The following is a 22,701-nucleotide window of genomic DNA, read 5'->3' as shown; positions in this document are numbered from 1 at the left end:
CGGGAGCGACGTGCCCAGCGGCAGGGAACTGTCCTGGGGCACGTCGCTCTCACCCACCCGTACGCTTCACTCGGGGCCGTTCTCCGAATCGGTGTAGGCCTGGATGACCTCGTCCACGCCGCCGTCCATGATCAGCTTGCCCTTGTGGATCCACAGCACCCGGTTGCAGGTCTTGGTGATCGCCGGCAGGGCGTGGCTGACCAGGAAGACCGTACCGGCCGATTCCCGCAGTTCGCGGATCCGGGCCTCACTGCGCTGCTGGAACTGCCGGTCGCCGACCGAGAGCGCCTCGTCGATCATCAGCACCTGGTGCGAGACCGAGGCGGCGATCGAGAACCGCAGCCGGGCCGCCATGCCCTGCGAGTAGGTGCGCATCGGCAGATCGAGGAACTCCGGCTCCAGGCCGGAGAACTCCACGATGCTGTCGTACTTGGCCCGCACCTCCTCCATGCTCAGGCCCAGGGCCAGACCACCGAGGATGACGTTGCGCTCGCCGGACAGCTCGTTCATCAGGGCCGCACCGACGCCCAGCAGGGTGGGGTTGCCCAGCGAGAAGATCGAGCCGCGGGCCGGCGGCACCAGCCCGGCGACACCCTGCAGCAGGGTCGACTTGCCGGAGCCGTTGGTGCCGACGACGCCGATCGCGTCGCCTTCGTAGGCGGTGAAGCTGATCCCCCGGACGGCGTGCACCTCGCGGGCCCGGCGCAGCGCTGGAGTGCGTGCCAGCAGGCCCTTCTTCTCGCTGTTACGCCCGCTGGCCGCCTTGCCGGTGGCCCACACCTTGTAGGTGATGTGCAGGTTGTCCACGATCACGGTGGGCCGCTCGCGCGGGCCGGCCGGGACCCGGGTCTTGATCTTCTTCAGGCCGCTCGGGCCGACACCCTTTTTGGCCGCTTTCTTGGCCGGGGCCTTCTTGACGGGCGCGGGGGCGGGCTCAGGCTGCTCCGGTTCCGGCTCGGTGGCCCAGGCGGCCGGGGCCGAGCCCACCGGGTCGGCCAGGGTGGGCTTGGGGGCGTCCTGCCCAGGGGCGTTCTCCACGCCCTCCCCGTTGTAGCCGGTTGCCACCGACCCGCGCGGGAAAGGGGTCTGCTCAGTCACGTCCGTACAGTCCTTCAGCTCGCCAGAAGAAGATGAACCCAACAACGAACAGCACCACGCCGTAGCCGCCGGCCAGGGCCCAGGTGGCCGCAGTGATCTCGATCCCGTTCTCGGCGCCGCGCAGCCCGTCGAGCATCGCGTACCGGATCAGGCTGATGTAGACGTTGAGCGGGTTCAACTCGAGGAGGGTGCCGAGGATGCCCTCGTCCTGGAAACGGTCCCCGATGATGTAGAAGATCCCGGACAGGTAGAAGAACAGCCGGGTGACGAACGGGATCAGCTGGGTGATGTCGCGCATGTGCACGGTCAGCCGGGCGGCCAGGAAGGCCACGCCCGCGCAGAACAGGGCCATCAGCGCGTAGGCCGGGACGATCATCAGCCAGTCGATGTCCGGTGCCTCGCCGGTCAGCATGACGATGACCATCATCACCAGCACCATGGCGCACAGCTCGAGCGCCTTCTGGATCACCGTGGCCAGGGGCAGCACGGCCCGGGGGAAGTGCAGCGCCCGCACCATGCCCCGGTTGCTGATCAGCGACTTGGCGCCGTCGGAGAAGCAGCCCGAGAAGAAGGTGAAGGTGAAGACCCCGACCACCAGGAAGGCCGGGTAGTTGTCCGGCCGGCTGTCGTTGGACATGATCACGCTGAACACCAGGCCGTAGACCGCCGCCTGGATCAGCGGGTTCAGGATCACCCAGCCCATGCCCAGCCGGTTGGCCTCGTTCTGCGCCCGGAACCGTGACTTGGCGAACTCCCAGGTCAGGTGCCGGCGGGACCACAGCTCTTTCAGGTACGCGCCCAGCGGGGGCCGGCCCCCGAGCTGGACCAGACCGTACTGCGCAGCTCTCGCTGCAGCCCGCTGCGATGCGCCCGTCTCGGGCCGGATCGGCAGGATGCTGGTCAAAGTCGCTCCACGGTTGCGCTGTCTGCACGGTTGTCGAAGGCGCCACGGGTGTCGAGCACGAGGGGTGCGAGCCGGGCGATCTCGTCGAGATCGTAGCTTGAGTGGCGTTGCAGGAGTACGGCGATGTCGGCTTCGGGCAGGGCGGCGCGCAGGTCCGGAACGCACCGCAGAGCGCCGTGCGAGGTCGGCGACGCGCTCGCTTCACCTTCCGGTGCCAAATCGTGACCAAGTGGTTCACTCTGGCTGCCGCCCGGGTGACCGCTGAGTGCCCAGTCGGACACGAACGGGTCATGGAAGACCACGTCGGCCCCCGCGGATTGCAACCGGATCGCAATCGGCGCCGCGGGCGTCTCGCGCTGGTCCGAGATGTCTGCCTTGTACGTCACACCGAGCAGCAGCACCCGGGACCCGCGCAGCGGCTTGGCCGCGTCGTTCAGCCGGTCCTGCACCCGCTGCACGATGTAGCTCGGCATGGCGTTGTTGATCTCCTGCGCCAGCTCGACGAACCGGAACGGGTAGCCGAGCGCGGCCCGGACCCGGTAGGAGAGGTAGTTCGGGTCGATCGGGATGCAGTGCCCACCCACTCCCGGACCGGGGTAGAACGCCTGGAAGCCGAAGGGTTTGGTGGCCGCGCAGCGGATCACGTCCCACAGGTCGATGCCCAGTTCGTGGCAGAACCGGGCCATCTCGTTGACCAGCGCGATGTTGACGTGCCGGTAGGTGTTCTCCAGCAACTTGGACATCTCCGCCTCGCGGGTGCCGCGGGCGGTGACCACCTCGTCCACAATTTTCCGGTAGAACGCGGCCGCCCGCTCGGTGCAGGCCGCGGTGGTGCCGCCGACCACCTTGGGGGTGTTGCGAAAACCCCAGCGCGGGTTGCCGGGGTCGATCCGCTCGGGTGAGAAGGCCAGGAACAGGTCCTGCCCGACCCGCAGGCCGCCCTCCTCGAGCATCGGGCGCAGCAGTTCGTCGGTGGTACCCGGGTAGGTGGTGGACTCCAGCACGACCAGGGTGTCGCGCTGCACGAAGGCGGCCACCGAGGCGGTGGCGGCCAGCACCATCCGCAGGTCGGGCCCGCCGTCCTCGGCCAGCGGGGTGGGCACGCAGATCACCACGGTGCGGGCGTGGGCCACGATCGAGGCGTCGGTGTGAGCGGTGAACCCGGCCCGGCGCATTGCCGCGATGTCGGCGTCGTTCAGGTCGTCGACGTGTGAGCGGCCGACGTTCAGCCGCTCGACCACTGCCAGGTCGAGATCCAGCCCGGCCACCTGCAGGCCGCTGCGGCAGGCCTCCTGGGCCAGCGGCAGCCCGACGTAGCCGAGCCCCACCACCACCAGGTCGGGCGTGTCGGAGCCGGTTGTGGTGTGGTGCGACATCACGTACGAGGTCCTTCCGCCCACCGGCCGGATCACGGGCGCCGGACGAGGCGGAGGAGCTGCTGCCGATCTCCGCGTGCCGCCGACCGGATGCTGTCTCCAGGCGCCCGGTTGAATTGTGACACGCTGTGCGCATTAGTGGGGCGGCACGTAACTAATACCTGGTCAGCGGCCGGACCAACCCAGGCCGGTCCAGTCCCTTCCGTCGCTTTTCGCCCGAATCGCCTCGCCCAGCTCGGTTTCGGCCGAGGCCAGGCTCCCCAGCCGGTAGTAGCGGGCGGCGATCTCGGCCCGGGCGCGCACGTAGTCGTCGCTGGCCCCCGGCAGCAGATGCTCCACGAAGCGCCCGTCGAACAGCCCGGGGGTGAGAGCGTCGGTGACCAGCAACTGGTCCCGGCCGATCTGCGGCACGCCCTGCAGACCGGGCGCCAGCACCGGGCTGACCGACAGCGGACCCCGCAGATCGCCGGGCCGGGTGAGTCGGGGCGGGCGCCCCACCAGGTTGGCCACCGCCGGCGGCAGCACCCGGCCGATGGTGCGCCGGGCGAACCGCTGGGCGTGCAGCGAGGCGGCTTCCATCCGCTCGCCGGCCGGGACCCCGACGGCGGCCAGGCCGATCACGGTGCGGGCGGCCTCGGTGGCGCCGGTCGGCGGTTCCAGGTCGCGGCAGGACGCGGCCAGCCGGTCGCGCACCCGCTGGTCGAGCAGGCGTTCCAGGGCGGCGTCGAACTCCCGCGGCCGGTCCGGGTCGGCCGAGAGGGCCAGGCCGGTGTTGGCGACGATCCGGGCCCGGGTGCGCTGATCGTCGGTGACCGCGTCGGCGTTCGGCACCAGCAGAGTGGGCACGGCCGAGTAGAGCAGCTCGTGCACGGCGTTGTAGCCGCTGGCCGAAACCGCCGCGTCGAACGCCTTCATGTAGCGCACCAGCGGGAAGACCGAGATCTGCTTGAGCCCGTTGGCCGCGGCGGCCCGGCCGCGCAGCGGCGAGGAGGTGACCACGACCTGCCAGCCGGCCGCGCTGAACTGCTCGACCGTGCGCTGGTAGGCGGCGTACAGGTCGCTGCGCTTGCTGCTGCCCAGGGTCAGCAGCAGCCGGGGCTTGTCCGGGTCCAGGCCGAGCTCGGCGCCCGCCTGCTCGCGGTCGAGCTGCGGCACCTGACCGACCAGGGTGATCGGGCCGACCCGGCGGGAGTCCTCCAGGTAGACGGTGCGCCCGACGTCACCGGCCGAGGCCAGGTCGCCGGGCTCCAGAACGGCAGCGAACAGCCGGCGGTAACGCAGCGCCCGGGCCCCCACGCCCTTCTTCCACATCGCCCGGCGGCTCCAGATGAACGGCACGTCCGGCATCCGGCGCAGCGCCCGCAGCACCCCGTCGTAGGGATAGACCCCGTCGAAGACGAACGCGCTGGCATTGGTCTCGGCCACCACCGCGGTGATCCGCTCGGCCAGGTAGGCGTCCCAGTGCCGGCGCGGTACCTGTTTGCGCTGCGAGCCCGGGGCCCACTCGGCGCGCATGCCGTACTGGTTGACCACGGTGACCGCTGAGGACAGCGAGAAGATCACCGGGTCCATCCCGCCGAGCGAGGCCAGGGCCAGAGCCAGCTGCCGGGACAGGTGTCCCATCCCCTTGCCGTTGGTGGTGGCGAGCACCACCGTGGGCGGTCCGGTGCGCATGGAGTGAGGTCGCCGTCCTCATCTTCAACGAGAGCCTGCTGTTCGCTTCTGTCGCCTCGGCCGTTCGGAGGGGTGGACCCTCGGTAACCGTGGTGGGGTTCAACATACGGCAGACTGGGCGGTCGCCGAGCAGGTGCACGCTGTGACGATGCCGGTTCGGCCGGCCGTGGGCACAAGCTGAGGAAGAGGTCCGGGATGGGAGCGCTCGCCCGCTGGCGGCGCAGGCTCAGGCGTCAGGTTCGGTCCGTGCCCAAGGGCAGCCGCCGGGCCGCCCGGCTGGCGATCACCTACGCCGAGACCGCGGCCGCGGTCCGCCGCGACAAGGAGCGCCGGCACGAGGACGCGCTGCGGCTGCTGCAGGACGCGGCCCGGCGCAGCCCCAAGGACATGCGGGTGGCCCGGCTGCGCGCGCAGGTGCTGGCCCGCACCGGGCAGCTGTCCGACGCGGTGGCCGAGGCCTCCCGGCTGGCGCTGACCGCGCCCAGCAGCAAGAACATCCGGCTGCAGCGGGCGGTGCAGGGCCGGTACGTGGAGACGGACGCAGCCTGGCGCCCGCGGGTGCCGGGGGTGCATCCGGCCCGGTTGCCCGAGCCGTTGCCCGGCCGGGTGCTCTACCTGGCCAAGGAATCGATGCCGCACCGCAACAACGGCTACTGCACCCGGACTCACGAGACGCTGTTGGCGGTGCGTGGGGCCGGGCGGGACCCGGTCGCCGTCACCCTGCCCGGCTTCCCGGCCGCGGCCGACGAGAACCAGGCGGTGGGCCCCACCTCCCGGGTGGACGACATCGAGTACCACCACGTGATGCCCGGGGCGGGCCAGCTCTCGGCGGTGACCTGGGAGGAGTACGTCCAGCTCACCACCACCACGTTCGCCCGGCAGGTGGCCCGGGTACGCCCGGAGGTGCTGCACGCCGGCTCCGGCCACCGCGGTTACGACCTGGGCGTGGTCGGGCAGGCGCTGTCCGACTGGGCCGGGCTGCCGTGGATCTACGAGGTGCGCTCGTTCTTCGAGACCACCTGGACCGCGGACGAGCGGTACGCCGAGCACGCCGAGTACTACCGCCGCCGGTTCGCCGCGGAGACCCGGGCGATGCTGGCCGCAGACGCGGTGGTCACCCTGAGCGGGCCGATGCGCGAGGAGATCGTGCACGCCCACGCGGTGCCCGAGGACAAGGTCTTCGTGATCCCGAACGCCGTGGACCTGGACCGGTTCGAGCCACGCCCGCGCTCGGAGCAGTTGCGCAAGGAGCTGGGTCTGGACGGCACCTTCGTCCTGGGCTACATCAGCAACCTCGATCACTTCCGGGAGGGCCAGGAGGTGCTGCTCGAGGCCGCCGCCCGGCTGCGCTCCCAGGGCCTGCCGGTCAGTGTGCTGCTGGTGGGCGAGGGCCGGCGCCGGGCCGCCCTGGAGGCTCAGGCCCAGGAGCTCGGTCTGGGCCCGGCCGCGGTGTTCGCCGGCTCGGTGCCGTTCGACGAGGTACCCGACTGGTACGCCCAGATCGACCTGTTCGTGGTGCCGCGGGTGCCGGAACGGGCCGGGCGGATGGTCTCGCCGATGAAACCCTTCGAGGCAATGGCGATGGAGGTGCCGGTGCTGGTCAGCGACCTGCCCGCGCTGGTCGAGATCGCCGGCGAAGGGCTGGGCCGGGCCAGCGTGTTCCAGGCCGGCAGCGCGCAGTCCCTGGCCGAGACGGTCACCTGGCTCACCGACCACCCGGAAGAGCTGATGAAGAAGGCCGCCGAGGCAGCCGAGTGGGTACGCCGGGAACGCACCTGGGCCGGCAACGGCCAGGCGTTCGACGCGGTGTACAGGTTCGCCGCCGAGCGTTACGCGGAAAGGGCCCGCTGATGCTGATCTCGATGCCCGGCCGCGACCAGAGCACCGAGGCCTGGAGCGCCGAGACCTTCTCGGCCCTGGCCCGGATGCCGGTCGAGGGCCCCGAGCCGGTGGTCTGGCCGTTCACCCCGTACTACACCGGCAACCCGTTCCAGAGCGTGCTCTACAGCCGGTTCGCCACCCAGAACCTGGTCGCGGCCCCCACCTTCCGGGCCGCTGACCTGCAGGTGAGCACCCGCAACTGGCCGGGTGACGTGCCCCTGGTGGTGCACCTGCACTGGCTGAACCAGGTGCTGGCCAAGGCCACCACCGACCGGGAGGCGGACGAGGCCGTCGGCCGGCACACCGATCTGCTGGACACCCTGCGCAACCGCGGCGCCCGGCTGGTCTGGACGGTGCACAACGTCCTGCCGCACGACGCCCGCTTCGAGGCCCAAGAGGTGCGGCTGCGCGAGCAGGTGGTGCAGCGGGCCGACCTGGTGCACGTGATGAGCTCGCGCACGGTCGAGGCGGTGGAGGACTGGTTCCGCCTGCCGCCCGAAAAGATCTATCAGTGCGATCATCCCGGCTATCAGGGGGTGTACCCGGACTGGGTAGGGCGGACCGAGGCCCGTCGCCGGCTGCGGATCCCCGACGGTGCGGTGGCGCTGCTGCTGACCGGCGCGGTCAAGCCGTACAAGGGCCTGGCCGATCTGCTCGAGGCGGTCGACCGGGTGTCGCGGGTGCGGCCGGGCGAAGTGGTGCTGATCGTGGCCGGCCGGCCCGACGAGGCGCCCGAGACGAAGGAATTCGTGACGGCTGCGGCTGCTCATCCGGCCGTGCGGCTGCTGCCGGTCCAGGTGCCGGACGCAGACATCCAGGTGCTGATGCGCGCTGCCGACCTGGTGGCGCTGCCCTACCGGCGCTCGCTGAACTCCGGAGTTCTGGCGCTGGCGCTGAGCTTTGGCCGGCCGGTCCTGCTGCCGTCCAACTCCGGTTCGCTGCCGGTGGTGGAGGGTGGTGCGGCGCTGGTGTACCCGCCCGACGGGGTGGAGGCGCTGACCGAGGCTGTCTTCAGTTGTCTGGAGGCCGATCTGGGTGCTCTGGGCCGGGCCGCCGAGGTGGCTGGCCGGCGGATCGACCGGCAGGTGATCAGCGAACGCTTCGCTACGGACATGCGCTCGTGGGTAGGCACCGGTGTGGTGCCCCGGACCGCTCCGGCCGCTGAACTGGCGGTACAGAGCGAGACGATCGACGGGGTGGCCGCCGGAATCCCGCCCGGAGCCTCGTGATGAGCCGGATCGTGCACATCACCGGCGCCCGGCCCAACTTTCCCAAGGCCGCCCCGGTGCTCGCCGCCCTGCACGGCCGGGCCGAGCAGGTGCTGGTGCACACCGGCCAGCACTACGACGACCGGTTGAGCCGGGTCTTCTTCGACGAACTGGACCTGCCGGAGCCGGATCTCAACCTGGGGGTGGGCTCGGGCAGTCACGCCGAGCAGACCGCGGCGGTGATGATCGGCCTGGAGAAGGTTTTCACCGAGCGGCGCCCCGACCTGGTGGTGGTCTACGGCGACATCAATTCCACCTTGGCCGCCGCCCTGGTCGCGGCCAAACTGCTGATCCCGGTGGCGCACGTCGAGGCCGGGCTGCGCAGCTTCGACCTGAGCATGCCGGAAGAGGTGAACCGCCGGGTCACCGACCAGCTTTCCGACCTGCTGCTGGTCACCAGCGCCGATGCGGTGGGGCACCTGGCCCGGGAGGGGGTGCCGGCCGATCGCATCCACTTCGTCGGCAACCCGATGATCGACACGCTGCTGAAGCACCTCGACCGGTTCGACGAAGAGGCGGCCCGGAGCACCCACGGCCTCGAGAGCGACTACCTGGTGGCCACTCTGCACCGGCCGGCGAACGTGGACGACCCGGCGGCGGTGCAGCAACTGGTCGCCACCCTGCACAAGGCCGCCGAGCGGATGCCCATCGTGATCCCGCTGCACCCGCGCGGCCGGGCCGGACTCGAGAAGGCGGGCCTGCACGCGTCCTCTGGCGTCAAGCTCGTGGATCCCTTGCCCTACACCGCTTTTCTGGGCCTGGTCAGGGGCGCGGCGGCGGTGCTCACCGACTCCGGGGGAGTGCAGGAGGAGGCGAGCGTGCTCGGCGTGCCCTGCCTGACCATGCGGCCCAATACCGAGCGGCCGGTGACTATTACCCACGGCACCAATCGACTGGTCGGCCTGGACGGCGTGCTGCCCGCTCTGGACGAGGTGCTCGCCGCCTCCCGGCCGGAGCGCCCGGCGCCGCTGCACCAGCGTCCGCCGTTGTGGGACGGTGCCGCCGGTCCGCGCATCGCCGACGTCGTCCTGAACTGGCTGGCCGCCCGATGAACCTGCGCGCCGGCGTCCTCAAAGCTCTTCGCCACCTGCCCGAACCTCGTGACGAGGCAGCGATCCGCGCGGCCATCGCCGCCCGCGATCTGGTGCTGGGCCGCAAACCCGCCCCGTTCGCCCGCCCCCAGAAGCCGGCCCCGAGCCCGATGGTGCGCCGACCGACCGGTCTCCCCGACGTCCCCAGTTTGCCCGAAGATCAGCAATGGCTACTGCCGCAGGGCATTACCGGATCCGGGCACAAGGTGCGCAGTCTGTACGAGACCGGTGACGGCGGCGGGCGCAGCTACGACATCGAACTGCTGGAGCAGCTCAACACCGAGTACCGGGGCAAACGCCTGGTGCCCAGCCCGCCCTCGTACAGCGACACCGCCCTGGCCGAATCGGCCCGACGGCGGGTGGGCTGGGTGAACGCAATGGTGGGTCTGGCCGGCCAGCGCACGCTGGAGATCGGCTGTGGCAACGGTTTTGAGGTCTGGTCGTTGGCGCACAACCTGGGCTGCGATGCCCACGGGGTAGACGTTACCCACTATCGGCCGTGGGACCAATTGCAGGGCGAGAAGGTGCATTTCGAGTGCGCCGACCTGGCTGCGCAGAGCCCGTACCAGCCCGGCAGCTTCGACCGGGTGCTCAGCTTCACCGTCTGGGAGCACGTCACCCACCCGTACGCGATGCTCAAGGCCACCTACGATCTGCTGAAACCGGGCGGTCTGGCCTGGATCCGGGCCAATCTGCACGCCGGGCCGCAGGCCTCGCACCGCTATCGCGACATCTACTTCCCCTGGCCGCACCTGCTGTTCACCGATCAGGTGGTCCGCGACTGGGACGTGGCCAACGGCCGGCGGCCGATCGGGCATGCCTGGGTGAACCGGCTCAGCTGGCTGCACTACGAGTTCTACGCCGACCAGCTCGGGTTCGAGGTCGCGCACCGGGCGTTCACCGAGACCCGGATCGACGAGGAGTTCTACACCCGGTTCGAGGACGTGCTGGGCCGCTACCCCCGCACCGACCTGCAGCGCGACTACTTCCTGCTGGTTCTGCGCAAGCCACTCTAGCGTCGGGTTCCTGTTCACCCAGCGTCTCGCTTCACCCGTTCCCGTGCGCTCAAGCTCCTCGCCGGTAGCTCCGAGGAGTCAAGGGAAGCGCCAGGAGAGTGGTGGACTGCTCTCTTCGGGCGACGGGCGATGTGCTGCGGGGGCCGGATTCCAGCCGGTACGGGGCTGTTGTCCGCGCCCTGGTGGGGTTACTCCGGACGATGGTTGCCCGGGGACGCCCCCTCACCCCCGCACGGATGCGGCCGATGGACTCTTCGTGGCCGGCTCAGGTCTTTTCAGCCGGCCACCCTTGTGTCCACAACCCGAGGGAGCCACACCCGATGCGCCGTCCCCACTCGATCACGCTGACCGTCCTGGGAACTGCAGTCGCCGTACTGGCTGGAAGCGGAGCTGCTGCGGCCGCACCGCTGCCGGTCGCGGCCCCGAAGAAGAACTGCCCGTCGGCCTCCGGCGGAAACATCGGCAAGGCCAGCGTGCCCAAGGGCGCGGTGAAGATTTACGGCCACGGTTGGGGCCACGGTATGGGGATGAGCCAGTACGGCGCGCAGGGAGCGGCCCGGCTGGGATGTGGTTACAAGACCATTCTGAAGACTTACTACCACGACGTGTCGCTGACCAAGCAGAACCTGAACGCGCCGGTGGTGCTGAATCTGGGCTCGGGCGCGAGCAAGTCGAAGCTTCAGGCCCGGACCGGATCGGTGCGCTGGTCCAGCAGCGTGCGTAATGTGGTGCAGCCCAAGGGAACCACCTGGACGGTCTCGCGCAAGACGATCAACAGCCGGCCCGGTATCGCGCTGTTCGACGACGCCGGCAAGCGGCGGATGTTCGTGCAGAACTCCGGCCTGATGTCGGCCGCGCACACCGGCAAGGTGGTGAATGTCTATCCCTACGGCGGCAGTACGAAGCTCTCCACCCGGTACGACACGGCGCGCTTCGTCGGCTCCAAGGACGGGATCACGGTCAAGGAGGTGATCACCGCCTCGGACGGCCAGAGCGCCGTGCAGAAGTACCTGATGGGTCTGGCCGAGGTGCCGATCTCCTGGCCGATCGAGGCGCTGAAGGCCCAGACCGTGGCCGCCCGGACGTACCTGGCCTCCAAGTACAGCGAGTCGTCCGAGGCCTACGTGCTCAGCACCACCACCTACGACCAGGTGTACAAGGGCTGGGACGTCGAGTCGGTGGACCTGGCCGGGACCGGCCGCTGGCGCAAGGCGGTGACCGCCACCAACGAGCAGGTGCTGGTGGACGGTTCGGGCCGGCGGATCGAGGCGCTGTACTCCTCGTCGATGGGTGGGTACACCGAGAACCGGGAATACGTCTGGGGCAACTACGAGATCAGTTACCTCAAGCCGGTGGACGACAGCCGCTGGGACGCCGCCTCCGACAACCCTTTCCGCAACTGGAGTGTGGGGATGTCGAAGAAGGTGTTCGCCAAGAAGTTCGGGTTCGACTCGGTGAGCTCGTACAAGGTGGCGGCCCGGGGCAAGTCCTCCCGGCAGAACGGGGTGACGATCACCGGCAAGATCGACGGCAAGAAGCAGACCAAGACCTTCACCGGCGCTCAGGCCCGGTACCGGCTCGGCCTGAAGTCCCCGGGCTTCACCTTCGGCTGACGTACGGCCTAGAGCGCGGGGCCGAGGTCGGTGATGGTGACCTGCTCCTGGCTGACCAGGTGCTCGCGCTGTTCGACGGTGAGTTGGCTCAGGTCGTGGTGCAGCACCACCGAACCCCCGGCGACCAGAGGCGCTAGGTAGGCCTCGATCGCCCGGGAGGGCCCCGCGTCGGTCAGCAAGCGGGTGCCCGGCTCCGCCGCTGCCGTGCTCGCCTGGACCAGCAGGTCTCCGTAGCTCACGGTCAACTCACCCGTGGTCAGGGCCGGCGTGTCGGCGGTGGGCGCGGCGTAGGGGGTGAACACGTCTGGCTGCAGCCGGATCTCCGCCGCCGCGTCGATCGCTCCCGGGGGTACGTCTCCGGTCCAGCGCGTGGCCAGTGACGGCAGCGCCACCACGACCAGTTCGGCCTCGGTACTGCCCTTCGGCGGGGAGGAGGGGCGGTCGGTGACCAGGACGTCGAACTCCAGGTCGGTGCGGGCGGGGCCCAGGTTCTCGTCGAAGACCACCGCGTGCACCCCGACCGCCCAGGCCGCCAGCAGCCAGGAGACGCTGCGCCAGTGCACCGGCAGCGCGATGCCCACGGTCGAGCCGGGCTGGCAGTCCAGCTCCTCGACCAGCAGGTTCGCAGTCTTGGCGACCCAGTTGCCCAGCGTCTTGGCGGAGAACTCGACCCGCTCGGAGTTGGGCCCGTACCAAGTCACGCGCGGGCGGCCCGGGTCGGCGGCGAGCAGGGACGACATCAGCGCGGCAATGTCCGCCGGGGTCTGAGGAATCACGGCGCTCAGCGTATGCGGGGGTGATCGCCGGCGCTTGCCGGGTGGGGACCGGTGCTTGCCGGGCCGGGTGGGGATTGGAGCGCAGCGGGAACTGTCTCGTAGGTTTGGCGCCCGACGCCGGTACAGCCGCTGGCCGTACGCCCCGGGCCCCCGCCGGTGGGGTGATCCGCACGACCGAAAGTTGAGAGCCGTGAGCCAGCGGACGAGCACCCCTGCCGCCACCGACTCCCTGCCCGGACTGCGCGGAGAGCAACTGTCCGGCATCGTCCTGGCCCGCGGTGGCCCCCTGGCCGCGGGATTCGCCGCCGTGGTCGGGCTGCTGGCCGCCGTGCTGGTGCCCTTCGGGGGCTGGCGGCCGTGGCTGGTGCTGCCGCTGGTGATCGCCGGTTTCGCCGCTGTGGTGTGGCTGGTGCGCTGGATCCCGGCGAGTCAGGCGCCGCGCTGGACAGCTCCCGCGGTCCTGGCGATCGCGACCGGGCACGGGCTGTGGGCCGCGCTTACCCACGCTGAGCATGTGGTGCTGCGACGGGACGCCGGCTCGTACGCGCTTTACACCCAGTGGATCTCGACCCGGCACGGTCTGCCGATTCCCTCCTGGCTGGAGGCGTTCGGGGGTAGTGAGGCATTGGCTGACCCCGCGTTCCGGCTGGCGAGTCCGGCGTACTACCAGGTGGCGAACGGCAGCGGGGTAGACATCGTCCCGCAGTTCCTGCTCGGCGCCCCCGCGGTGTATTCGCTGGGCTGGTGGGTGAACGGCTGGGGCGGCGTGCTGGTGATGCCGGCGATCTTCTCGGCGCTGGCCATGCTGGGCTTCGCCGGGCTGGCCACCCGGCTGATCGGCGCGCGCTGGGCGGTGCTGGCGACAGCCTCCCTGGTGTTGGCGCAGCCCATGCTCCAGGCCGCACGCTCTACCTACTCCGAGCCGATCGCCCTGCTGCTGGTCACCGTTGCTGCCGCGCTGCTGGTGGACGCGGTGAAGTCCGGCAACGAGGGAGTCGAAAAGGCCGCCCGGATGCTGGGGCTGAGCGCCGGTCTGGCCTTCGGTCTGGCGGGGCTGTTCCGGGTGGACGGCCTGCGCGAGGTCTCGTTGCTGCTGCCGGTGGCCGCTGTGCTCGCGTTGCGCAAGCATCCGGCTTCCCGGCCGCTGGTGGTCGGGACGTTGGCGGGCACGGCCGTCGCGGTGGTGCCGGCGGTGTGGTTGTCCCGTCCATACCTGGGGACGATCTCCGCCAGTTTGATTCCCCTGATCGCCGGCGGTGTGGTGCTGGGGCTGTTCAGCCTCGCCGTCGTTCAGATCGCCCGCCGTCGGGAGGGAAAGACTTCCGCACTGGGCACGGCGCTGACCACCGATGCCTGGCGCGCGCGGTGGCCGTGGTTGCTGGCCGGGGCGGTGGCGCTGATCGGGGTAGGGCTGGCCAGTCGGCCGCTGTGGATGGTGGCCCGGCAGGACCCGAACGACCCGGGCGCGAAGGTGGTCGCCGGGCTGCAGCTGGAACAGGGCCTGACCTTGGACGTCGGCCGCACCTATTACGAGTACAGCCTGAACTGGATCAGCTGGTACCTGGGACCGCTGATGATCGTGGCCGCCTGGGCGGTCTTCACCTTCCTGGCCGCGGCCACCGCGCGCTGGTGGCTGGCCACCCTGCCGACCCGACCGACCGAGGCGAGCCCGACGTCCTCAAGCAGTAGGGAAGTTCCGGTCTGGCTCGGCCCGGCCGTGATCGCCTTCGGCAGCATCCTGCTCACGGTGTACCGACCCGGGATCACCCCGGACCACCCCTGGGCCGACCGCCGGATGGTCCCCGTGGTCATCCCCGCCCTGGTCCTGGCCGCCACCGCCGCTGCAGCGTGGATCGCCCGCCGGGCCCTGCGCCGCTGGACCGCCACCGCCCTGACCGGGGTGATCGCCGCAGCGGTCGTGATCATGCTGGTGCCGCCGGCCCTGGCCACCCTGCCGATCGCCGGCCAGCGCACCGAGAAGGGGCAGGTCGCGGCGGCCGAGAAGGTGTGCGCCGCGCTCGGGGAGAAGGATGTGGTGGTGGCTCTGGACAACCGCGCCGCCAACGAGTGGCCGCAGGTGATCCGCGGGTTCTGCGACCGTCCGGCGGCCTCGGTCCGGATCACCGACATCGACGACACCCAGGCCGTGGCCGACACGGTCCGGCCGATCGTGCAGCGGATCACCGCGGCCGGCAACCGCCCGGTGCTGCTGGCCGCCACCGAGCAGGGCGAGGCCGTGATCACGGCTCTCGGCCTGACCTCGCGGCAGGTGGTGGACCTGGTCTCGAACGAGCCGCAGCGCTACCTCACCCGGGTGCCCGACGGCGAGGCCCGGCTCGATGTCGATGTGTGGCTGGCAGATGCCTCAGAGGTGTCCCGATAGGGCTCAACGGGCGATTGGCGGCCCAACCGTTATCCACAGCTACCCGGGCACCGTCCGAAACGTCCTCCGGCAGCCGGTAACCTCTGCCCCGATGAGTGCTTCGCCCGTGGCCCCGCAGACCCCGACGTCGAACCAGCCGATCGGGGAGCCGGTCGCGCCCGAGTCCGGCGGCGTTACCGCCACCATCGTGCTGCCCTGCTTCAACGAGCAGGACCACGTGCTGGCCGAACTCGAGCGCATCACCACCTCGATGGATGCCTCCGGCCTCAGCTACGAGGTCCTGGCCATCGACGATGCCAGCTCCGACAACACCCTCGCCGTGCTGCGCGAGGCCGCCACCCGGATGCCGCACGTGCAGGTGCTGGCGTTCCGGCGCAACGGCGGCTCGGGCACGGCCCGGCGGATCGGCACGATGCGCGCCCGTGGTGACATCGTGGTCTGGACCGACGCCGACATGACGTACCCGAACGAGCGGATCCCCGAGCTCGTGCAGATCCTGCTCACCGACCCGAGCTACGACCAGGTGGTCGGTGCCCGGCTCACCGAGGAGGGCACGCACAAGTGGCTGCGCGTGCCGGCGAAGTGGCTGATCCGCAAGATCGCCGAGCGGCTGAGCAACCAGAAGATCCCCGACCTGAACTCCGGTCTGCGGGCCTTCCGGCGCTCGGTCTCGCTGCCCTACCTGCGCCTGCTGCCGCCCGGGTTCTCCTGCGTCACCACCATCACGCTGTCGTTCCTGCAGAACCAGCACGACATCCGCTACGTCGAGATCGACTACGCGAAGCGGGCCGGCACGTCCAAGTTCCACTTCGTGCGGGACGCCTACCGCTACATCCTCCAGGTGCTGCGGATGATCATGTACTTCGACCCGCTCAAGGTGCTCATGCCGCTGGCCCTGTGGCTGCTGGCGATCGGGTTCGTGAAGGGGATCGTGGACATGGTCCGGCACCCGTTCTACTTCCCGGCCAACACCATGCTGCTGGTCATGGCCGGGCTGCTGATCGCCAGCATGGGCCTGCTGGCCGACCTGATCGTCCGCTCGCGCGGGGACAGCGCGCTCGATCCCGGCGTGCACGAGGGCTGAGGCATGGCGCCCCGTTCCGCGCGCTGCACCGCGCCACGGCTCGTCGGTCCCCGCTCGACGCGTAACTCCCGGACCTGCCGTTACCTGGTCTTCCGGTCGCAGACCCGGCGCTGCCGGGGGTGGCGGGCCTGATGACGAGCTTCCTGGTCTCCTCCGGCCAGCGCCCGGCCCCCACGCCTGGTGGCCTGCGCATCGCCGTCGTCGGTCCGTCGCACCCGTTCAAGGGCGGCGTGGCCGCGCACACCACGCAGACCGCGCACGCTCTGGCCGCGGCCGGGCACGACGTGCAGCTGGTGTCGTGGTCCCGGCTGTACCCGCACGCGCTGTACCCGGGTGAGCAGGCCGTGCCCGACGGCGGGCCCGACCTGCCGCCCTACCCGAACACCGTCCGCCCGCTGCGCTGGGACCGGCCGAACACCTGGTGGAGCACCGGTAAGGCGCTGCGCGAGGTCGACCTGGTGATCGTGGTGGTCGTGGTGCCGATCCAGGTGCCCTCGCTGCTCACCCTGATCCGCTCGATCCGGATGTCCTCGCGCGGGCGCAAGATCGGTTCGCCGAAGCCGCGGATCGTGGCGATCGCCCACAACGTGGTGCCGCACGAGACGCATCCGGGCGGCGAGATGCTGATCCGCCAGATGCTGCGCTCGGTCGACGGGATCGTGGTGCACTCGGCCGAACAGGCCCGGCTGGCCCACGAGCTCGGTCTCGACCGGCGTCCGGTGGTCACCGTGCCGCTGGCCCCGCACCTGCCCGGAGGGCTGCCCGACCCGGCCGGCCGGCACCTGGCCGCCACCCGCCCGATCCGGGAGGAAGGCGATCCGCTGCGCGTGCTCACGCTCGGCATGGTGCGCGAGTACAAGGGCTACGACCTGCTGCTCGAGGCGGCCAAGGGTGTTCCCGAGGTCACCGTCACGGTGGCTGGGGAGCAGTGGGGCCAGGCCGGCGAACGGGTGCGTGAACTGGCGGCCGACCCGGCGCTGGCCGGGCGGGTGAACGTGCGCGCGGGTTACATCGCGGGCATCGACATCCCGGCCCTGCTGGCCGAGCACGACGTGCTGGCGCTGCCGTACCGCCATGCCACCGCCTCGCAGAACGTGCTGCTCGGGCATGCCCACGGGCTGCCGGTGCTGGCCACCTCGGTGGGCACCTTCGGCGATGACGTGAAGGACGGGGTGGACGGCCTGCTGGTCCCCCCCGCGGACGTGCCTGCGCTGGTCACCGCGTTGAAGCGGCTCACCGCCACCGGTGAGCTGATGCGCCTGCGGGCCGGGTTGCCGGACATCGATCTGGCCGGGCCCTGGGCGCGGTACGTGGACGCGCTCACCGGAGTCACGCCGGTCGAGTCGCGGCGGTGAGTTCGGTGGGGGGTCACGAACCGGAGCCCGGCGGCGAGGTTTCGGAGCAACGGACGTCGGGCGGGCCTGCCAGGGCTGGTTCGGCTTCGGGATCTGGTTCGGTTTCGGAGCAGCGGACGTCGGGCGGGGCTACCGGGGACGGTTCGGCTTCGGGTGTGAGCCCGGCTTCAGATGCTGGTGCGGCTCGAGGCACGGAGTCGGCTGCGGGTGATGGTTCGGCTTCGGGTGTGGAGCCGGTGGCGAGTTCGGTCCCGGCTGCCTCGGCCGGTCATGACCCGGGGGAAGATCGTGCTGGTACCGCTGATGCTCTTGGTGATGCTGCTCTTCGTAGTGGTGGCGGTGGTGGTAGTGGTCGCAGTGGTGGCGGCGCTGCTGGTCTTCGTGGTCCCGCCGCTGACGGCGATGCTGCTGGCCCTGGTGAAGCGGCTCATGGCGGCAAAGCACTGATCGCCCGGGTCGGCGCGCTGGCCGGCCAGGCCAGCGAACTCAGCCGCACCCGCTGGTTCCGGCTCTCCTTCGGCCTGCTTCTGGTGGCCCTGGCCGGCTGGGCCGTGTTCTCCCAGTACGAGCAGGTGGCCGACGCGATCGGTCAGCTCAGCCCGCCCTGGCTGGTGCTCGCCACATTGGCCACCCTGGTCAACGTAGGACTGGCCGGCATGGTCTGGCGCACCAACCTGGCCGACCTCGGCTCCCCGCTCAAGCTGCCGGTGGCCGCCCGGATCTTCTTCGTCGGCCAGCTCGGCAAGTACCTGCCCGGCAGCGTCTGGCCGGTGGTCATGCAGACCGAGCTGGGCCGCGACCACCAGGTGCCGCGCCGCCGCACCGCCACCGCCACCGTCGTCGGCATGCTGATCTCGGTGCTCAGCGCTCTGCTGGTGGTGCTGATCGCGCTGCCCTTCGCCCCCGAGGCGCTGCCCGAGGGCTTCGGCTGGGCGGTGCTCCTGGTGGTGCCGCTGGCCGTGGTGCTGCACCCGGCCGTGATGGGCCGGGTGGTCGACCGGGCGCTGCGCATCGTCAGCAAGGAAGGCCTGCCCGAGCGCAGTTCCGGCCGGGGGATGGTCACTGCCACGCTGTGGGCGGTCGGCTCCTGGATCGGGGCGGGCCTGCAGGTCTGGGCGCTCAGTGTGCCGCTCGGCGCCGACGCCACGGTCTCCACTGCGGTGCTGCTGATCGGCGGCTACGCGCTGGCCTGGGCGGTCGGCTTCGTGATCATCATCGCTCCGGCCGGGGCCGGGGCCCGCGAGGTGGCCCTGGCCGCGGTGCTCTCGCAGGTGCTGGACAGCCACGGCAAGGTCGTCGTGGTGGTGCTGGTTTCTCGCGTGCTCTTCACCGTGGTCGACCTGGTCGCGGCCGGCGCCGGAATCCTGGCCGCCCGGCGGCACCAGCCCGTCACTCCGGCGTCCTGAAGAAAAGTGCACGACTAGGACAAAAGTCTGCGACGGGGGTTGCCGGTCGTGGGATGAATCCGCAGGGAGTGGCTCCCGTGGTCGCACGCGGCAGGGCAGGATGTGCCTGTGACTCCGGGCAACCCCTACTCTCGGCGAAATCCGGCCGAGTTAGGTCGGGTCACGGGTCTGGCTGGCTCGTATCCGGTTGGCGATGAGAGCGGTAGACCCTCGTCGCGGCGGCGGCGGTCGGCCTGGCCGAACTCGGCGAGGCTGAACGGCGCCGATCCGGGCACCACCCGCCCCAGCGCTACCGGCCCGAACATGCCCAGGTCGAACGAGACCGGCTCGAACATGACCGGGGTGAGCGGGACGGGCTCGAACACGACCGGGGTGAGCGGGACCGGCTCGAACATGACCGGGGTGAGCGAGACCGGCTCGAACACGACCGGGGTGAACGTGACTGCGCCGAACACAACCGGGCCGAACACAGCCGGGCCGAACGCGACTGGGCCGAACGCGACCGGGCCGAACACAACCGTGCTGGTCACAGCAGGTTCCGCAACCCACCCGACCAGCCCGGGCCCCGCGCGCTCGTCCGCCCGCACCTACCGCCCAGGTCACCCGGTCAACATCCACCAGATCCTGTCCGGGTTCCGCCGCGGCGGCAGCGACCCCTGCTACCGCACCCAGGCCGGGGCCCCGATCTGGCGGGCCACCCGTACTCCCGACGGCCCGGCATTGCTGCGGGTGAACGCCCGCGCATCCCTGGGCGAAGTCGAAGCCACTGCCTGGGGCCCGGGCGCAGCCTGGGTGCTCGACGGCATCCCCGAACTGCTGGGCGCGGCCGACGACCCAGCCGGGTTCGTGCCCAAGCCGGAGCACACCAAGCTGGTCCAGGCCTGGCGCTCGCATCCCAACTACCGGCTGCCGCGCAGCCGGACGGTGTTCGAGGCCTTGGTGCCGGCGGTCCTGGAACAGAAGGTCACCGGTCTGGAAGCCCGCCGGTCCTGGCGCGCCCTGGTACTCAAGTACGGAGAGCCCGCTCCCGGTCCGGCCCAGGAAGCAACCGGGATGTTCGTGCCACCCGACGCGGCTACCTGGAGGCAGATCCCGTCGTGGGTATGGCTCAAGGCCGGGGTAGATGAATCCCGGCGGCGGGCGGTGCTCAATGGGGCACAGGTAGCCGGACGTCTGGAGCAGACCGTTGATCTACCCCACGACGAAGCCGCCCGGAAGCTGAGGACGATCCCGGGCATCGGAGTCTGGACGGCAGCGGAGGTTCGGCAGCGCTCGCACGGCGATCCGGACGCGTTCTCCTGGGCCGACTATCACGTGTCGCGCAACGTCTCGTGGGCGCTGACCGGCACTGTCATGGACGACGAGGGCTGTGCCGAAGTGATCGAGTGCTACCGGGGGCACCGCTACCGCGTGCAGAAACTGCTGGAGCTGGACGCCGTGGCCCGCCCCCGCCGGGCCCCGCGGATGACCCTGCCCACGCACCTACCCAGGTAGTACGCGCAGGCCGCGGGGCTCCAGGCTGATCGTGACGGTCAGGTCCTCGGACCAGGCGGCCGCGGACAAGCGCTGGGCCAGCGCGCCGAGGGCCACCGGGTCGGCCGGCAACTCGGGCACGACGAAGAGCCCGGACTGTTCCACGTTCACCACGCAGATCGGGGCACTGACCCCCGGCAACGGTGAAGGTGCGGCCAACGCCACCTCGACCGCGCGAAGCAACCGGTCGAGCACCGGCCCAGGCGGCGCAGTCGGGGCCTCCACCGTTTCCGGATCTACCCCCAGCGCCCAGCGGACCGCCTCGACCTGGCCATACCGGAACCAGTCCGCCGCAACCGGCCGCAACATGACCGCGGCGCCGGGACCGTCCTCGTCCTTGGGCAGAACGAAATCGCCGTACCCCCGGACCAAGGCCACCGGTACGCCGCTGAGCTTGCCCTTGACCAGATCCGCTGCCCCGGCCAGTTCGTCGGCTACGGCGCGGATGGTCACTTCCATGCGCTGCCCGTGAGTGTCGTCCTGACCGCGCAGATCTTCGGTGGGGGAAAGGCCGGCGCATCCCAACGCGAAATCGGTCTGGCCGTCGCGCCAGGCCCTGCCAGCGGTATCGGAGACCACTACCCCCAGCTGCAATCCGGTCAGGGAGGTCAGGGCCGCCCGGATCGCGCGGGCCGAGGCATCCGGATCGCCCGGGAGCAGCAGCACCGTGCCGGGGGCGACGTTGGAGTTGTCCACCCCGGCCGCGGCCATCACTGGTCCCGCCGCCGCCTCGACAATGCGAGCCAGGCCGCCGGGGGTACGCCGGGCCGCGACCAACCGTTTGGACTCGGCACTGATCTGCTCGTCCCGACCGTGCGCGTCGACCGTGCGCCCCTCGGCCTTGGAGATGATCTTGCTGGAGACGACCAGCACATCACCGTCTTCCAGACCCAGCCCGCTGCGGCCGGCCGCGTCCAGGACCAGGGCGGCCACATCGTCCTCGGTTGTGACCTCCCCGATCCCACGCACCGGGTAGACGTGCAGTTCGCCGTTCATCCGAGTTCGGCGGCCAGATCGAGAGCGGCGCCGGCGATGGCGGCGGTGGCTTCCGTATCGGTCATCAGCAACGGCACCGCCCGTAGGGTCACACCCTCGGGCATCGGGCTCTGTGCATCGCCGGGGGCGACCAGCCAGCCCCCGAGGAAGTCGGAGTACAAGTCGGCCACCGCGGCCGCCGAGGTCTGGACCCCGATCGCGCTGAGGCAGGCATCGGCCATACCCCGCACCGGAGCCCCACCGATGATCGGGGAGACACCCACCACCGGGGCCTTGGTCGCCCGGATCGCGTCGCGCAGACCGGGCACCGCCAGGATCGTGCCGATCGAGACCACCGGGTTGCTCGGCGGCAGCACCACCACGTCGGCCTCGGCGATCGCGTCCAGCACCCCGGGCGCGGGCTTGGCCTGCTCGATGCCGACCGCGAGGATCTGCCGGGCCACCGGGGCGGCGTGCAGGCGAACCCACCATTCCTGGAAGTGCACCGCCTTCACCGCGGGGGTGCCGTCGGCCGAAGGTTCACCCTCCGGGTCGTCGATCACGACGTGGGTCTCGATCGGGTCGTCGCTCATCGGCAGCAGCCGGACCCCGGGCTGCCATCGGGCGCACAGCGCCTCGGTCACCGCGGACAGCGGGTAACCCAGGCCGAGCATGCGCGAGCGCACCAGATGGGTGGCGATGTCGCGGTCGCCCAGGGTGAACCACTGTGGCTCGGCCCCGTACTCGGCCAGCTCCGCGGCCACGCCGAAGGTCTCGCCGGCCCGGCCCCAGCCCTGGTCGGGATGGATCCCGCCGCCCAGGGTGTACATGACGGTGTCGAGGTCCGGGCAGATCCGCAGACCGTGCAGGGTGACGTCGTCGGCGGTGTTGCCGATGACCGTGACCTCGTGCGGGCCGTCCGCCCGGGAATCCAGGTGATGCAGGAGGCCGCGGAGGAATCGTGCGCCGCCGACCCCACCGGCCAAAGCCGTGATGCGCATGGCTTGATCCTTTCAGACGGCTTTTCGCATCGCGGCCCGGGAGCACCCAACCGCTCGATGGACCCGGTGCATCAGTGCAGGGGCGCACCGGTCCTATACATACGGGTGTGCACTACCGAAGAGATCCGTGTGAGGGGCATCATTCCGGACCCATCGGGACTCATCACAGGGAACCGAATGGCCGCAACCGGGAGTTGGCACCTGCAACGGAGGATTTCGCCCCGACGAACGGGGGAGGAGAGCGTCACATGGCCGGACGACATTTTC

19 protein-coding genes are annotated in these 22,701 nt (G+C 70.6%); 11 read left to right on the top strand and 8 right to left on the bottom strand.

All coding sequences use genetic code 11. The annotated features are described in order from the left end of the window. Positions 1–66: 66 nt before the first annotated feature. From LR394_RS31695 to LR394_RS31680, 4 genes are all read right to left on the bottom strand, one after another. Entirely contained in the window at positions 67–1,098 is a 1,032-nt protein-coding gene (locus LR394_RS31695; protein ID WP_231448291.1) for an ABC transporter ATP-binding protein, read from the bottom strand. Beyond that, entirely contained in the window at positions 1,091–2,002 is a 912-nt protein-coding gene (locus tag LR394_RS31690) for an ABC transporter permease (RefSeq protein WP_231448290.1), read from the bottom strand. Before LR394_RS31690 ends, LR394_RS31695 begins: the two co-directional genes overlap by 8 nt. Beyond that, positions 1,999–3,378, bottom strand: a complete 1,380-nt coding sequence (locus LR394_RS31685; protein WP_231448289.1) for a nucleotide sugar dehydrogenase — start codon at positions 3,376–3,378, stop codon at positions 1,999–2,001. Before LR394_RS31685 ends, LR394_RS31690 begins: the two co-directional genes overlap by 4 nt. A 165-nt stretch (positions 3,379–3,543) precedes the next feature. Beyond that, positions 3,544–5,052 carry a glycosyltransferase gene (locus LR394_RS31680; RefSeq protein ID WP_231448288.1) on the bottom strand — a complete coding sequence of 503 codons (1,509 nt, stop codon included), beginning with the start codon at positions 5,050–5,052 and terminating at the stop codon, positions 3,544–3,546. A 246-nt stretch (positions 5,053–5,298) separates the two neighbouring features. On the opposite strand from LR394_RS31680, the gene LR394_RS31675 reads away from it, so the two are divergent. From LR394_RS31675 to LR394_RS31655, 5 genes are all read left to right on the top strand, one after another. Continuing rightward, positions 5,299–6,903 carry a glycosyltransferase gene (locus LR394_RS31675; RefSeq protein ID WP_231448287.1) on the top strand — a complete coding sequence of 535 codons (1,605 nt, stop codon included), beginning with the start codon at positions 5,299–5,301 and terminating at the stop codon, positions 6,901–6,903. Then, the gene (locus tag LR394_RS31670; RefSeq protein ID WP_231448286.1) at positions 6,903–8,162 is read left to right on the top strand and encodes a glycosyltransferase; all 1,260 of its coding nucleotides are present in this window, start codon (positions 6,903–6,905) and stop codon (positions 8,160–8,162) included. The genes LR394_RS31675 and LR394_RS31670 overlap by 1 nt, the downstream gene beginning before the upstream one ends. Beyond that, positions 8,162–9,253, top strand: coding sequence for a non-hydrolyzing UDP-N-acetylglucosamine 2-epimerase (gene wecB, locus LR394_RS31665; protein WP_231448285.1), 1,092 nt, complete (start codon positions 8,162–8,164; stop codon positions 9,251–9,253). Before LR394_RS31670 ends, wecB begins: the two co-directional genes overlap by 1 nt. Next, the gene (locus LR394_RS31660; protein ID WP_231448284.1) at positions 9,250–10,308 is read left to right on the top strand and encodes a class I SAM-dependent methyltransferase; all 1,059 of its coding nucleotides are present in this window, start codon (positions 9,250–9,252) and stop codon (positions 10,306–10,308) included. Before wecB ends, LR394_RS31660 begins: the two co-directional genes overlap by 4 nt. A 320-nt stretch (positions 10,309–10,628) precedes the next feature. Beyond that, entirely contained in the window at positions 10,629–11,921 is a 1,293-nt protein-coding gene (locus tag LR394_RS31655) for a SpoIID/LytB domain-containing protein (protein WP_231448283.1), read from the top strand. Positions 11,922–11,929: 8 nt separating this feature from the next. On the opposite strand, the gene LR394_RS31650 is transcribed toward LR394_RS31655, so the two are convergent. Beyond that, positions 11,930–12,697: a TIGR03089 family protein gene (locus LR394_RS31650; protein ID WP_231448282.1), complete on the bottom strand. Its 768-nt coding sequence runs from the start codon at positions 12,695–12,697 to the stop codon at positions 11,930–11,932. Between the two features lie 190 nt (positions 12,698–12,887). On the opposite strand from LR394_RS31650, the gene LR394_RS31645 reads away from it, so the two are divergent. From LR394_RS31645 to LR394_RS31625, 5 genes are all read left to right on the top strand, one after another. Further along, the gene (locus LR394_RS31645; protein WP_231448281.1) at positions 12,888–15,080 is read left to right on the top strand and encodes a hypothetical protein; all 2,193 of its coding nucleotides are present in this window, start codon (positions 12,888–12,890) and stop codon (positions 15,078–15,080) included. 91 nt (positions 15,081–15,171) lie between these two features. Continuing rightward, on the top strand, positions 15,172–16,164 hold the full coding sequence (locus LR394_RS31640; protein WP_231448280.1) for a glycosyltransferase family 2 protein: 993 nt from the start codon (positions 15,172–15,174) through the stop codon (positions 16,162–16,164). Between the two features lie 131 nt (positions 16,165–16,295). After that, positions 16,296–17,519 (top strand): glycosyltransferase family 4 protein, encoded by a 1,224-nt coding sequence (locus LR394_RS31635; protein ID WP_231448279.1) that lies wholly within the window; start codon positions 16,296–16,298, stop codon positions 17,517–17,519. Between the two features lie 270 nt (positions 17,520–17,789). Further along, a complete protein-coding gene (locus LR394_RS31630; RefSeq protein ID WP_231448278.1) occupies positions 17,790–17,966 on the top strand; it encodes a hypothetical protein in 177 nt (58 codons plus the stop codon). After that, positions 17,963–18,925, top strand: a complete 963-nt coding sequence (locus LR394_RS31625) for a lysylphosphatidylglycerol synthase domain-containing protein (RefSeq protein WP_407937162.1) — start codon at positions 17,963–17,965, stop codon at positions 18,923–18,925. Before LR394_RS31630 ends, LR394_RS31625 begins: the two co-directional genes overlap by 4 nt. 125 nt (positions 18,926–19,050) lie before the next feature. Here LR394_RS31625 and LR394_RS31620 read toward each other — a convergent pair whose 3' ends face one another. Further along, positions 19,051–19,455: a hypothetical protein gene (locus LR394_RS31620; RefSeq protein WP_231448276.1), complete on the bottom strand. Its 405-nt coding sequence runs from the start codon at positions 19,453–19,455 to the stop codon at positions 19,051–19,053. Between LR394_RS31620 and LR394_RS31615 the strand changes: the two genes are divergently transcribed. Beyond that, on the top strand, positions 19,445–20,419 hold the full coding sequence (locus LR394_RS31615) for a DNA-3-methyladenine glycosylase family protein (protein ID WP_231448275.1): 975 nt from the start codon (positions 19,445–19,447) through the stop codon (positions 20,417–20,419). The two genes, LR394_RS31620 and LR394_RS31615, sit on opposite strands and share 11 nt — an antisense overlap. Here the strand turns inward: LR394_RS31615 and cofE are convergent. Further along, the gene (gene cofE, locus LR394_RS31610; RefSeq protein ID WP_231448274.1) at positions 20,408–21,454 is read right to left on the bottom strand and encodes a coenzyme F420-0:L-glutamate ligase; all 1,047 of its coding nucleotides are present in this window, start codon (positions 21,452–21,454) and stop codon (positions 20,408–20,410) included. The genes LR394_RS31615 and cofE overlap by 12 nt on opposite strands. Next, on the bottom strand, positions 21,451–22,434 hold the full coding sequence (cofD, locus tag LR394_RS31605; protein WP_231448273.1) for a 2-phospho-L-lactate transferase: 984 nt from the start codon (positions 22,432–22,434) through the stop codon (positions 21,451–21,453). Before cofD ends, cofE begins: the two co-directional genes overlap by 4 nt. Positions 22,435–22,701 lie beyond the last annotated feature (267 nt).

Origin of the sequence: Kineosporia babensis (assembly GCF_021129305.1) — a bacterium.
Lineage (GTDB): Bacteria > Actinomycetota > Actinomycetes > Actinomycetales > Kineosporiaceae > Kineosporia > Kineosporia babensis.
Note: the sequence above shows the minus strand (reverse complement) of the source record. Positions and strands in the feature narration are given on the sequence as shown.